Consider the following 14,473-nt stretch of genomic DNA (forward strand, 5'->3'; position numbering starts at 1 on the left):
CATGCATACAATTAAATTGGCCGTATTTGATATGGCAGGTACCGTTGTCAATGAAGACAATGTGGTATACAAGACCTTACAGAGAGCTATTAATGAAAGAGGATTTCAAGTAACCTTGGATTTTGTCTTGGAACACGGTGCCGGTAAAGAAAAACATCAAGCTATAAAAGATATAATTAAAGCGGATATTGGTAGTGTTGATACAGATATGGCAGCTTCCATTTTTGAAGATTTTAAAGTATTGCTGGGTAAGGCTTACGAGCAATTGGAGGTTGATAGTTATGACGGGGTAGAGGACTTGTTGCTGGCCTTAAAGGAGAACGGAATAAAAGTGGCTTTGAATACCGGTTATGATACCCAAACAGCCCAGTTGTTATTAGATAAAATGGATTGGGTCGAAGGTAAACAATATGATGTTTTAGTAACTGCGGATGATGTTGTTCTTGGTAGGCCTAATCCAGATATGATCGTTAAGGCCATGATGAAACTTAACGTGCAACAAGAAGAGTTGGTGTTAAAAGCAGGTGATTCTATTATTGATATAGAAGAAGGTAAAAATGCCAACTGTGGTATAACTATAGGTGTAACTACCGGTGCACATACCAGACAACAGTTGCTTAGTGCAAACCCCACCCATGTTTTAGATAGCTTGACCGAATTAAAACAGTTGTTATTGCCATCATAAAGAATAAAATGAAGATAAAAAAAGCCACTGATTGTGGCTTTTTTTATTTGAATTCTGTGGTTAATTATATAAAAAAATAGAGCACTAGCATAGTTGCCGTGCTATTACTTCTATTTTCGGGTACATGGGCAATTCTACCATCAAAAAAAATAGAATCCCCTTCTTTTATAAGTACTTCTTCTTCGTCTATAATGTAGTAACATTCTCCCGAGAGCATGTATTTGAATTCGTAGGCATCGGTTTTCACCTTATCTCTTTTAGAATTTGGATGCACGTGTAGCAATACGGCTTCAAACCCAAGGCTATTCAGTTGTTTTCCGAAAATAAAGGAATACGAAAATCCTATGGCATCGTCTTCTTTTTCAATGGTTGTATTTTCCTCTTTTCTCGATACAATAAAATTGGCGCCATTAGATTGTGGTAGCCCGCTAAAAAAATCGGTCACCTCTATATCCAAAGAGCTAATAATTTTTAAAAGCACGGGTAAAGAGGGTATCGTTCTTCCATTTTCTATTCTAGAAATAAGTCCGGCAGTGACCCCTGCACGCATGGCAATTTCACTAATAGTCAAATTTCCATTTTTGCGAATTTCCTTTATTCGTTTTCCAATTCCAATAAGGTAATCATCCATTGATAAGTGTTCTCCTACAAACATAATGAAAAATAAAATGTATTGGTTTTTGGTGAGTGGTATGGCTGTTAACACCCATTATAAAGGGGCTTAACATAAAACTTACATTTTGCATATTTGTAAATAATGTTTAACTAACTTTTAGGTAACTTTAGCCTCGCAATGGTTGCAATTGCTTAATATATAATAGGCTTGTCATTGAATTTTCATTTAGATATTTGCTGAACTAACAAACCAAAGTTTACAAATACGAACAAAATGAAAAAAACATTATTAATTACAATGCTTGTATTCTTAGCAAGTTTTGTAGCACATGCCCAAACTGTATTTACGGGTACTGTGTTAGATGAAAACCAAGTTCCTTTGCCTGGTGCCACAGTGGTAGTGAAAGGAACAACGAACGGAGTTGCTACCGATTTTGATGGTAACTTCAGTATTGAACTAAACAGTTCAGATGATATTTTAGTGGTATCTTATATCGGGTACATTAAGCAGGAGTTTGAAACTGCGAACAAGCTTACGGGTACTATATCACTACAGCCAGATTCTCAACAACTAGATGAGGTTGTGGTTACCGCATTGGGTATAGAAAGAGAGAAAAAATCGCTGGGTTATGCTTCGCAAGAATTGGATAACGATGAAGTTGTTCAGGCAAGGGAACCCAACTTATTGAACAGCATGTCCGGTAAAGTTGCCGGTTTGCAAATTACCAACAGCCCAACTGGTTTGGGTGGTTCTGCAAGGGTTTCTATTCGTGGCGATGCTTCTTTAGATATTAATGGTAACTCGCCATTGTTCATTGTTGACGGTACACCTATTAGTAATGAAATTGTAGGGTCGAGCGGATCAGGTACACAAAGTGTAGATTATGGTAACGGCGCAGCAGAAATCAATCCGCAGGATATTGAATCGATCAACGTATTAAAAGGTCCGGCTGCTGCCGCACTTTACGGGTCAAGAGCTGCGAATGGTGCAATTATTATTACGACAAAAAAGGGAACGTCGCAAAGCAGTAAACTGGGAGTATCCTTTAATACCGGTATTACCATTGAAAATGTTTTGATGTTGCCAGATTGGCAAAATGAATATGGTCAAGGTAACAATCAACAGTTCTCTTTTGTTGATGGTAGCGGTTCTGGTATTGCCGATGGTGTTGATGAAAGTTGGGGACCTCGTTTAGATACCGGACTCATGATCGCACAATTTGATTCGCCAAGAACAGACGGTACTCGTGGTGGCGACACTTTTGTTAGTGATGCCGATATAATTCCAACGCCATGGGTTTCTCAACCGGATAATACTAGAGATTTCTTTGAAACGGGAATTACAAAGACCAATAGCATCGCTATTTCTAAAAGTGGAGAAATGGGGAACATGCGTTTGTCTTTTCAGAATTTAGATCAGGAAGGTACCTTACCGAATACCGATTTAAAGAGAAATACTTTAAGCTTTTCTGGTACCATGAACGTATCGGATAAGGTTAAGGTAAATGCCAATATGAATTATGTAAAAACCGACAGTGACAACAGACCTGCGGTTGGTTATGGTACAGAAAGTATTATGTACTTGTTTATCTGGTACGGTCGTCAATTGAATACCAATAATTTAAGAGATTACTGGCAGCCAGGTTTAGAGGGTACGCAGCAGTTCAACTACAACTACAACTACCACGATAACCCTTACTTTACCATGTATGAGAATACAAATGCGCAAGACAAGGATCGTATGTTCGGTAATGTGAGTCTTACCTATGACATCAGTGAAAACTGGAAGTTATTATTACGTAGTGGTCGCGATTTCTATAGAGATTTTAGAGTTCGTAAAAGAGCGTTTAGTACACAGCGTTTCCCATTTGGTACATACCAAGAGGATAATATTTTCTTCGAAGAAAGTAACTCAGATTTCTTATTGAGTTATGATAAGGATTTTGGTGAAAAGTTCAATTTAAATGTTTCCGCAGGTGGAAACCAATTGCGCCAAAAGCAAGATTTCACTAAAAGTGTTGCACCACAATTAATTAACCCTGGGGTGTATTCTTTTAACAATAGTAGACAGGCGGTACAGGTAAGTTCTAACAACAGTGAAAAACGCATCAACAGTTTATATGGGTATGCACGTTTTAGTTATGACAATGTATTGTTCATGGATATTACAGGTAGAAATGACTGGTCTAGTACTTTGCCTGAAGGAAACAACTCGTATTTCTACCCATCGGTAACATTAAGTGGTATTGCCAGTGATATGTTCAATATGCCAGACTGGGTAACGTTTGCTAAAGTAAGGGCTGCTTATGCTGAAGTTGGTAATGATACCGATGCATATAGGTTACGTAGCTTCTATCAAAACGAAACTCCGTTCGACGGTTCTACGCCAATATTGACGGAATCATCTTTAATACCGAATGCAGATTTAAAACCAGAGATTACAGGTTCTTACGAATTCGGTTTAGATCTACGCTTCCTGCAAAGCAGAATCAATTTAGATCTTACGTATTATGACAGTTCTACTAAAAACCAGATTATCAACATTAGTACAGATATCGCTAGTGGTTACAGTAGTCAATTGATTAATGCCGGTGAAGTTCGTAACTACGGTTTTGAAGCTATTGCGAACTTTGTTCCGGTACTTACAGATAACTTTAAATGGAGCTCAACGTTCAACTTTGCTACCAACAAAAGTGAAGTGACAGATTTAGGCGATGATATCCAGTTCACCTTAGCTTCAGCGAACGGGGCATATATTCAAGCTCGTGAAGGTGGTTCTATCAGTGCGATTTACGGTAGAGGTTTTCAAAGGGTAGAAGATGAGGACAGCGAGTATTTTGGTCAAATGATCATCAATAATCAAGGTATTCCAGAACGTACGGATGATTTAGTTTACCAAGGCGATTATGCACCAGACTTTACTTTGGGCATGCAAAATACGTTTAAGTATAAGAATGTTGACCTAGGATTTTTGATCGATACCAGACAAGGTGGTATCGTAGTTTCTAGAACAAAAACCATTGGTAGTACTTCTGGTCAATTGCAAGAAACATTGGAAGGTAGAGAAACAGGTATCGTTGCAGAAGGCGTAGTAAATACCGGTACTGCAGAGAGTCCTAATTATGTGCCAAATACCGTAAATGTAGATGCTAGAACATTTAATAACAGATACTACGAGAGAGATAATGTTGAAGCTGCAAAATATGATGCTTCTTACACTAAACTACGTGAGGTTTCTTTAGGGTATTCTTTCCCACAGAAAATGATCAACCAATTGCCTATTACCAATGCAAGAATTTCTGTAACAGGTAGAAACTTGATTTTATGGACAGATAACCCACATTTCGACCCTGAAACGGTTGGGGTATCGGGTGGTACGCTACAACCGGGTATAGAGAATATGTCTTATCCAAGTTCACGTTCGTTTACCTTCAATTTACAGGTTAATTTCTAAGAGTAGAAGAAACTATTAATTAAAGAAATCATGAAAAAAACACTATTAATTATATGTTCTTTAGTACTGGCGGTAAGCTGTACCGAAGATTTTGAAACGATCAATATAAACCCTAACTATCCTGCTTCTGCTGAGCCAGGTTTATTATTGCCGGGCGTACAAAGAGAGATGGCTTACAATTGGGGCGATCAAGGTTGGGAAGAAGGTTTTACCGTAGTACAATATGGGGCTAGACTGCAGTTTACCAGTGGTGATACTTATAACTGGTCTCCTTCCGGTGATCCTTATGATAACGCTTATGCTTCTTTAAGAGATGTAGAAAATATTATTAGGGATACCGAAGCTAACGAAGATGCCCAGAATTATTACGGCGTTGCCTTGGTGATGAAATCTTGGATCTATTCTTATGTTACCGATGCTTACGGAGATGTGCCTTACTCAGAAGCTACCATGGGTATTGAGAATGGTAATGTTACTCCTGCTTTTGATGCTCAAAGTGCTATATATGCCGGTATTTTGGCAGATTTAGAAACTGCGAATACGGTTTTGACAGATGCCGATAATATTTCAGGTGATATTTTTTACGATGGCGATATTGAAAAATGGAGAAAATTTGCCAATTCGTTAAGATTGCGTTTGTTAATGAGAATCAGTGATGTGGATAATGCAACCGCAGTAGCTGGTATGACTCAAATTACGAGTAATCCTTCTGCATACCCTATTTTTGAGAGTAATGAGGATATGACTTTCGTGGCATGGAATTCAGATAACCCACAGCCAAAATATGACACACGTAGTGGTAGTTTTGATGAGGTTCGTTTAAGCCAAACCTTAGAAACTCGCTTAAAGGATTTGAACGATAACAGATTGTATGTTTTCGCACAGCCTACTACAGCTTCTGAAAAGGGAATTTTCTCTGAAGATTTTGATGATTATGTAGGTATGCCAAATGGTTTGGATGATGAGGCTGCATTAGGCTACAGTCCGTCTGAAAACCCAGATGAGTCCGGATCAAATTTCATTTCCAGATTGGGTATTTTGTTAGGTTGTAGAGCATGTAACCCAGAGCAGGCATCTGCTACCGCTTCACAGACCATTATCATGAGCTATTCTGAACTACAGTTCATTTTGGCAGAGGCTGCGGAAAGAGGATTCATTTCTGCAGGTGATGCGGCAACGTACTATGAAAACGGAATTAGAGCTTCTTTTGAGTATTACACAGAAAGAGTTGCTGCTGGCGGATGGTCTGATATTGCAAACGCTATGCAAGCAACGGATCTTGATGCCTATGTAGCGCAAGATGCCGTAGCTCTTACGGGCGATGCCGATGACAACCTGGCTAAAATTGCACTTCAAAAATGGATTTCTCTTTTCTATACCGGTTTTGAAGGCTGGTCCGATTGGAGAAGAACGGGAATGCCAGAGGTAATTCCTGGTCCAGATGCCGTGAACGATGGTATGGTACCGGTTCGTTTTCAATATCCTAATTCTGTAAAATCCACGAACAGCGAAAACTACAATGCCGCTGTACAAAGTATGGGTGCAGATGATATTAATACCAAACTTTGGTGGGATGTTGATTAAGCATAGGATTAAAAAATACTCTTCAATTATTGCACTGACCATAGGGATGACCTCCCTATGGTCTTGTGATTATGACAAGTTGGATAATATGGGTGCGGAAAATACCCATGTTGTGGTCATCGGTTTTGATGGGTTGAGTCCCGACGGACTCCAGAATGCAGATACGCCTACTTTCGATAAATTGATGCTAGAAGGTGCATCTACAATGCACGCTAGGGCAGTTTTGCCAACAAGTTCAAGCACCAATTGGGCTTCTATGATCATGGGTGCAGGACCAGAGCAACACGGTATTACTTCCAATTCATGGGAGAAGGATAATTTAGTTTTACCGGCAGTTACGCAGAGCGAACCGTTTTTATTTCCTAGTATTTTTCATTTAATCCGTGAACAACGAAAATCGGAGAAAATCGGAGCCATTTATCATTGGGGCGGTTTTGGTCGTTTATTTGAAAAAAGTGCCGTTGATTTTGACGAAAATCCGGCTACGGAAGAAGAGACTGCCGTAAATGCCAGTAGTTATATTAAAGTAGAACAACCGTTATTTACGTTTATTCATTTTGACCATATTGACCACGCAGGTCATGAGTTTGGGCATGGTACAAAAGAGTATTATACATCTGTTCAAAAAGGAGATTCATTATTGGCTGAGATTATGAAAGCGATAGCGGAATCTGATATGGCAGATAATACCATGGTCATCATTAGTTCCGATCACGGGGGTACAGGAAAAGGGCACGGTGGTGAATCTATGGATGAAATAGAAATACCATTTATCCTTTGGGGAAAGGGTATTAAAAAGAACTACCAAATTAAATACCCGGTATATCAATACGACAATGCAGCAACCGTTGCACATGCATTACGTATAAAAACACCGCGTGCTTGGATAGGTAGACCTGTTATTGAAGCATTTGAGGGCGAAAAAATAGAAGATGATTATCCTGTTTTGGTACAATTGAAAGACCCAGAATTGTCTAATCCGGCAAAAGGCTATGCTGCTGAAGGCGGATTGTTCAATGATTCTGTTGAACTCATTTTAAAGAATCCGAATTCGGTAGGTGAAGTAAAGTATACATTAGATGGAAATATGCCCAATAGTGATGCCGACACTTTTTCGTCACCCGTAGTGCTTACAGAAAACACGGTGGTTAAAAGTGCTGTTTTTGTAGACGGTACATTGAGTAGCGGGGTAAAAGAAGCGTATTTCAGAATTAAACCAGTGACATTAAAAGCTCCTGTTTCTTATGAGGTTTTTCATTTGGATAACCTGTCGTTTATTCCATCCATCGGCAATAGAAAACCAGATGCCACAGGTGCCGTATTCGAATTTTCATCGGAAGAGGTGGGTCAACATATTCAATCAAATACGTTGTTCCGCTTTAAAAGTATACTTGAAATACCTACGGATGACAACTATAATTTTGCCATAAGATCAGATGATGGTAGTCAGTTATTTATTGATGGTGATTTGGTGGTAGATAACGATGGTGACCACGGCGTAAGAACAAAAAACGGAAGCATTGAACTTGAAAAAGGGAAGCATACCGTTGAGGTACTTTGGTTTAATGGTGGAGGTGATGCTTGGTTAGATGTGTATGTGAAAAGTAGTGAAATGCCCAATCAGATCTTGTCGACCAATCTTTTAAGAAACTAACATTGAAAAGGTACAAATATCTCTTAGTTATACAGATTCTTTTGGTATCGGCATTTTGTTATTCTCAGGGTATCGATAAACAATTACCCAGCTGGGAAGAGGGAATAATGGATATTCACCATATCAATACAGGTAGGGGAGATGCCGCTTTTGCCATTTTACCGGACGGTACTACTTTATTGATCGATGCTGGCGATATGTCTGAGACCCACCCGAGAACACTGTCGGCAAGAAATGCACCTAGATTGCCAAATACCAATAAAACAGCACCAGAGTGGATCGTTGATTACATGCATCAATTTTTTCCGAAAGGATATAAAAAACAACTGGATTATGCGCTGATCACACACTATCATGATGATCATTTTGGTGAATTGGATAGTTTAAGGATAAAAGCCGAAAATGGTGATTATAGGCTCACTGGTATTACCGAAGTAGGCAATAAGTTTCCTATACATAAAATATTGGATAGAGGCTTTACATACCCCATTAATTTACGTAACCCCGAGATTCAAAATCAAGAAAGGTTTCAAAATGATGCCTATGGTATGGTGCCGACGCTTAAGAACTATTGGAAGTTTCTATCGGCTGAACAAACTCGAAATGGTTTGGTACACGAGCAATTGATACCAGGGCAAAATAACCAGATCGCTTTGGTGAACAAAGCGAAAAAGTATCACAATTTTAATATTCGCAATATTGCCGTAAACGGAACAGTTTGGACGGGGGTAGGTAATGATACATTGTCTCTCTTTTCAAAAGGGGAATACCCAGGTGAGAATAATTTGAGTACCTGTATTAAAATTAGCTATGGTAAGTTCGATTATTTTACCGGTGGAGATATAAGTGGAGTAAATGGTATAGGTGCTACCGATGATAATTCTGTGGAATCTCATATTGCACCCGTTATTGGAGCGGTAGATGTGGCAACCTTAAATCACCATGGCAATCGCGATTCGCAGAATGATGTCTACGTGCGCACATTGAGACCACGGGTATGGATTCAACAAAACTGGTCATCAGACCACCCAGGTGATGAAGTATTGAGAAGAATAACATCCAAAGAACTATATCCCGGAGAACGTGACATTTTTTCTAACGTCATGTTACAGGCAAATAAAGATGTTATTGGTGGTAGATTAAATCAATACAAAAGTCAAAATGGTCATATAGTGCTACGCGTATATCCTAATGGAAATAGCTACGCCATTTTTGTACTTGATGATACCACGGATAAAAGAGAAATAACCGCAAAATTCGGACCGTATGAAGCAAGATAAACTACAGAACAAGCGTACTGAAGGCGATATTAATCTGACGGCAGCGAGGAAAGAATGGCATGAAAGCATTACCGATCCTAAAACCTTAAAATTATTGGAAAAAGATGCGCGTTTCTTTTTTCATCAAGCATTATCAACTCCGTGCTTAGACGTGCTTGGTAATTGTAACGGCGCACATATAGAAAATATATCGGGTAAGCGCTATCTTGATTTTCATGGTAACAATGTGCATCAATTAGGATTTTCGCATCCTAAGTTGGTAAAGCGTTTAACCGAGCAATTGCAAGGCTTGTCTTTTTCTACCCGAAGATATACGAATGAGCCTGCTATAAAATTTGCAGAGAAGCTCTCCTCCTTACTTCCTTCAGATTTAAATCGGGTTTTAATGACCCCAAATGGTAGTTCGGCAATCGGTATTGCCCTAAAACTTGCACGAGCCATTACGGGCAAGTTTAAAGTGGTCTCTTTCTGGGATTCTTTTCATGGCGCTTCTTTAGATGCGATCAGTGTTGGTGGCGAAGCGGTTTTTAGGGAGTATATGGGGCCCATGATGCCGGGAGTTGAACGTGTTCCGCCACCGGTAACCTATCGCGGAATTTTTGAAGGTAATGAAGCCAAATGTTTGGAGCATTTAGAATATGTTTTCGCCAAAGAAGGTGATATTGGAGCCTTTGTTGCCGAAACCGTAAGAAATACCGATGTACAATTACCATCTGTAGGGTTTTGGAAAGAAGCACGTGCCCTGTGCGATAAATATGGGGTGGTACTTATTTTAGATGAAATTCCCATTGCCTTAGGTAGAACAGGTAAAATGTTCGCTTTTGAACATTATGACATTGAACCCGATATTCTTTGTTTGGGCAAAGGATTGGGAGGCGGAATTTTTCCTCAGGCATGTATCGTTACAAGAGATAGGTATAACACATTCCCAGATATTTCATTGGGTCATTATACCCATGAGAAAAGTCCGTTAGGTGCCATGGCAGCTTTAACTACCTTAGAAATTATTGAGGACGAAAAAATCTTGCATAAGGTTGCCGGTGACTCGCTGAACATGTGTACATCAATGACCATATTAAAAGAAAAGTACGAACTGATTGGTGATATACGTGGTCGCGGCTTACTGTGGGGTGTTGAGTTAGTTACCGATAGGGAAACAAAAGAAAAGGCGGTGCAGCAAGCAGAACAGGTAATGTACGAATGCCTTAAAAACGGATTGAGTTTTAAGGTGTCTGCCGGCAACGTACTACAGTTGGCGCCAGCTTTGACCATCTCAAGAAAAGAGCTAAAAGAAGCCTTGATAATTTTAGAAAATGCACTGGAAAGTGCGAGTAATTAGATACGTATGAAAACAATAAAATTTAATGTATTGGTTATCCTTTTATGGGGAACTGTTCTGAATGCCCAAAAAAAGGCAGCTTTTGTGGTTCAGCCTTATTTGCAAGATGCAAACCCTACCGAAATTACCGTTAAGTGGGAGACATCGTTAGGTGAAGAGAGTGTTGTGGAATATGGCACTTCACCAAAATTGGGGAAAAAGACAAACGGAAATGCTTATGATATTAACTTCGGTACTTCTCGTATTCATGAAGTACACCTAACCGGACTCAAAAGGTTTACTACGTATTATTATCGAGTAAAGACCGGTAAGTTGGTATCCGATATTTTTCAGTTTAAAACTCCTCCATTTGCTAGTGATAACGAATCGTTCAACTTTTTGGCGATGAGCGATATGCAAATAGATCATCAGAATCCAGATAAGTTCAATGAAATAGTAAATAAAGGAGTGCTTCCTTTTTTAAAGTCGGAATATGGTAATGACGTGCCAGATGATTTGGCAATGGTATTGATTCCTGGAGATTTGGTGGAGAACGGAGCAAAATATGAGCAATGGCAGAATGACTTCTTTGAGCCCGCGCAAAATCTATTTGCTGAAGTACCCGTATATCCTGTATTGGGGAATCATGAACGAAACTCCAACTATTATTTCAAGTATTTCAGTCTACCTAAGAATGGTACGGCTGCCTATGCAGAACATTGGTGGTATAAAGATTATGGCAATACGAGAATCATCGGGCTGAATTCTAATGATGGTTATCGTGATAGTAGAGAACAATTTGCATGGTTAAAATCATTGCTTGAAGAGACGGCTAAGAATGCGGAAATCGATTTTGTTTTCGCACAATTGCATCATCCGCATAAATCAGAATTATGGATTCCCGGTGAAGAGGAATCTTCTGGCAAAGTGGTAAAAATGTTAGAAGAGTTTACTACAAAAACCGGTAAACCCAGTTTGCACTTTTTTGGTCATACGCATGGCTATTCAAGAGGACAGTCTAAAGATCATAAACATCTTTGGGTCAACGTAGCCTCGGCAGGAGGCGCAATAGATAATTGGGGAGAATTTGAAGGTAGGGATTATGATGAGTTTAGCGTTACCCAAGATGAGTATGGTTTTGTTATGGTTGAGGTAGACGCCAATAAGAACAACCCTAAATTTACGATCAAAAGAATAAGCCGTGGTAACGAACACAAGTTCAGGGAAAATGAAAAGACCGATGAAATCGTTATCTACGCAAATGCACATAAACCTGATACTCCAGAAGCTATAGCATTTAATGGTAATGTGGAGTACACTGGAGGAATGTTAAAGGCGCAACCTTTTAAAAGCACGTTGAAAGATGCCTACCATGCGGCTTCGCACTGGCAAATAGCCACCATCGAAGATTTCAGTGATTTGGTATTGGATAGTTGGAAGCAATCTGAAAACTGGTATTACGGGGAGAACAGGCAAAAAAATGATAACTTAACCGATGAGCCTACCAAAAGGCTAAAACCAAATACCAATTATTATTGGCGTGTACGTTATAGAGACCAGCATTTAAATTGGAGCGATTGGTCAAAAACGCAGTCGTTTAAAACAAATAATTAATTGATTATGAAAGTACTATTAAGAATGTTTTTGGTGACATTGCTATTTGTGACCACACAGATAAACGCCCAAGAAGATAAAAATCCCAATGTGTTTTTAATTACGTTGGATGGCGTGCGCTGGCAAGATGTATTCACAGGTATGGATACTGACCTATTGAATAGTGAATTCACACAAAATAAAGATTTGCTGATCCAAAAATTTGTGGGTAAATCAACCGAAGAAAATAGGGAAATGGTCATGCCTTTTTTTTGGAATACCATTGCTAAAGAAGGACAATTGTATGGTAATAGAAATAAAGGGAGCAAGGTAGATTTGACCAATAAAATGCTGTTTTCCTACCCTGGGTACAATGAGATTTTAACGGGTAAGGCAGATGACGTCCATATTGATAGTAACGATAAAAATTATAATAAGAACGTAACGGTTTTAGAATTGGCAAACAGCCAAGATGAATATAAGGACAAAGTAGCGGCCTTCGCTAGTTGGGATGTGTTTCCGTACATCATCAACGACAAAAGAAGCGGTATACCTGTTAATGCGGGCTATATGAACGCAATTGGAGATCTGAACGAAAAAGAACAATTTTTAAATGAGATTCAAGAGGAGGCTCCCGTAATTTGGGAAAGTGTGCGCTTAGATGTTTTTACGCATCATTATGCAAAAGAATACGTAAAAAAGAACCATCCGAAAGTGGTGTACATCTCTTATGGTGAAACAGATGATTTTGCACATGGCGGTCAGTTTGATTTTTATATGAAATCATTGCACAATACCGATGCTTTAATAGCAGATTTGTGGGATTATGTACAAAATGATGCATTTTACAAAGACAATACCTATTTCATAATCACTACAGATCATGGTAGGGGAAATGGTGTTCAAGAAGATTCTAAATGGACAAGTCATGGTACAGATGTAAAAGGAGCCGAGCACACTTGGATCGCTATTTTGGGACCAAAGGTAAACCCTGTTGGAGAAGTGGGCAATGGTCAACTATTTGCAAATCAGATAGCACCAACGTTAGCTAAAATATTAAGCTTAAAATCGGATGATAAGTCAATGTCGGCAAAGCCCATAAACTTAAAATAACATTGACAATTTCTTTAAATAAAAGATAGTATTAATCGCCATTTTTACGGTGAGTTTAGAATAATTTAGAGTTGTTAAAAAGCCAATGCCAATTAATTTTGGTGTTGGTTTTTTTGTAACTAATTAAAAATTAAAAGGGCGGTTATTGAGATTATAACAGCCTTTTAATATTATCGTCAATGAATCATTCTAAGATAAAACCTAAAAAATATGATGTAGTTCTATTTTTGCATAATTCTTATTTTATGGTCATTTTTTTATTATTTAATCGGTTGTGTATTGTTTCGTACTTTTATTATAAACTTTCTACTGCATATTTTAAGTAATTGCTAGCCAAATTCTTTGGTATTCCTATTGTGTATTGCATTTTGTATAGAAATCATTAGTTATTTACAAAATATAGTTGTAAGTTAAATCCTGTTAATTTAAGCTTTAAATTTCCCCCTGGGATTAACAAATATTATTAGCTATGAATATAGATACTGTTTGTATTATTGATGACGACCCGATTTGCGTTTATGGGACTAAAATTCTTTTAAACCATAACAATTTTATAAGTGCTAATATTTTAATTTATGAAGATGGAGCAGAGGCGTTGATAAATTTAACATCGCAATTAGATAAGGGTCAGCCAATGCCAGATATTATTTTGTTAGATTTGAATATGCCTGTTATGAACGGTTGGGAATTTTTGGACAAGTTTCACGAATTAACTTTAGCTAATAAACCGCGAGTATTTATTGTAAGTTCACATTTTAATAAAACAGAGATTGAAAAAGGAAAAAGTTATTCTTTAGTACGTGATTTTATTTCGAAACCTTTAATTGCTAAAAATTTGAATGATATTATTGCTATGAGTAAGATAGCGGTGTAAACTTTTTCGTTCACTAAAAGTGAAAATAATAGAAAAGATGGTTTTTACTAATGGAGCTAGATTATTACCTAACTGTCTTCCCAACTAGCTCCAGTTCTGTAAATGCAGCTGGCTGTCAAAAAAACCAAACACTTTAAAATAAAAAAGTCCGACAAGTTTACTTGTCGGACTTTTTTTGTTCTAAAGCGCAAATGAGTTGCGCTTAATTGTGGAGCCGGAGGGTCTAGAACCTTTTTCCTTAAACGCCTATGCATAGGGGTTTAAAGAGCTTATAGTTTTTATACTCACCGAATAGGTGACTTT

At 38.3% G+C, this 14,473-nt stretch carries 10 protein-coding genes; 9 read left to right on the forward strand and 1 reads right to left on the reverse strand.

Going from position 1 to position 14,473, the window contains the following annotated elements:
• Position 1: 1 nt before the first annotated feature.
• A complete protein-coding gene (locus tag DFQ03_RS05440) occupies positions 2–685 on the forward strand; it encodes a phosphonatase-like hydrolase (RefSeq protein ID WP_133672167.1) in 684 nt (227 codons plus the stop codon).
• 64 nt (positions 686–749) lie between these two features.
• Here DFQ03_RS05440 and DFQ03_RS05445 read toward each other — a convergent pair whose 3' ends face one another.
• Positions 750–1,316, reverse strand: a complete 567-nt coding sequence (locus tag DFQ03_RS05445; protein WP_133672621.1) for a helix-turn-helix domain-containing protein — start codon at positions 1,314–1,316, stop codon at positions 750–752.
• 258 nt (positions 1,317–1,574) lie between these two features.
• Here DFQ03_RS05445 and DFQ03_RS05450 point away from each other — a divergent pair, with 258 nt between their 5' ends.
• The 8 genes from DFQ03_RS05450 to DFQ03_RS05485 all read left to right on the forward strand — a co-directional run bounded on the left by DFQ03_RS05450 (position 1,575) and on the right by DFQ03_RS05485 (position 14,170).
• A complete protein-coding gene (locus tag DFQ03_RS05450; protein ID WP_133672169.1) occupies positions 1,575–4,754 on the forward strand; it encodes a SusC/RagA family TonB-linked outer membrane protein in 3,180 nt (1,059 codons plus the stop codon).
• A 30-nt stretch (positions 4,755–4,784) separates the two neighbouring features.
• Complete coding sequence (locus tag DFQ03_RS05455) at positions 4,785–6,338, forward strand: SusD/RagB family nutrient-binding outer membrane lipoprotein (protein WP_133672171.1); 1,554 nt, start codon at positions 4,785–4,787, stop codon at positions 6,336–6,338.
• Positions 6,301–7,992, forward strand: a complete 1,692-nt coding sequence (locus DFQ03_RS05460) for an alkaline phosphatase family protein (protein WP_166637438.1) — start codon at positions 6,301–6,303, stop codon at positions 7,990–7,992. The genes DFQ03_RS05455 and DFQ03_RS05460 overlap by 38 nt, the downstream gene beginning before the upstream one ends.
• 2 nt (positions 7,993–7,994) lie before the next feature.
• A complete protein-coding gene (locus DFQ03_RS05465) occupies positions 7,995–9,272 on the forward strand; it encodes an MBL fold metallo-hydrolase (RefSeq protein WP_133672174.1) in 1,278 nt (425 codons plus the stop codon).
• Positions 9,259–10,611, forward strand: coding sequence for a (R)-1-hydroxy-2-aminoethylphosphonate ammonia-lyase (pbfA, locus tag DFQ03_RS05470; RefSeq protein WP_133672175.1), 1,353 nt, complete (start codon positions 9,259–9,261; stop codon positions 10,609–10,611). The genes DFQ03_RS05465 and pbfA overlap by 14 nt, the downstream gene beginning before the upstream one ends.
• Before the next feature lie 6 nt (positions 10,612–10,617).
• Positions 10,618–12,204 (forward strand): fibronectin type III domain-containing protein, encoded by a 1,587-nt coding sequence (locus DFQ03_RS05475; RefSeq protein WP_133672176.1) that lies wholly within the window; start codon positions 10,618–10,620, stop codon positions 12,202–12,204.
• 6 nt (positions 12,205–12,210) lie between these two features.
• Positions 12,211–13,296, forward strand: coding sequence for a phosphoglyceromutase (locus DFQ03_RS05480; protein WP_133672177.1), 1,086 nt, complete (start codon positions 12,211–12,213; stop codon positions 13,294–13,296).
• Positions 13,297–13,765: 469 nt separating this feature from the next.
• Entirely contained in the window at positions 13,766–14,170 is a 405-nt protein-coding gene (locus DFQ03_RS05485; protein ID WP_133672178.1) for a response regulator, read from the forward strand.
• Positions 14,171–14,473: the final 303 nt, after the last annotated feature.

Origin of the sequence: Maribacter caenipelagi (assembly GCF_004364175.1) — a bacterium.
Classification (GTDB): Bacteria; Bacteroidota; Bacteroidia; order Flavobacteriales; family Flavobacteriaceae; genus Maribacter; species Maribacter caenipelagi.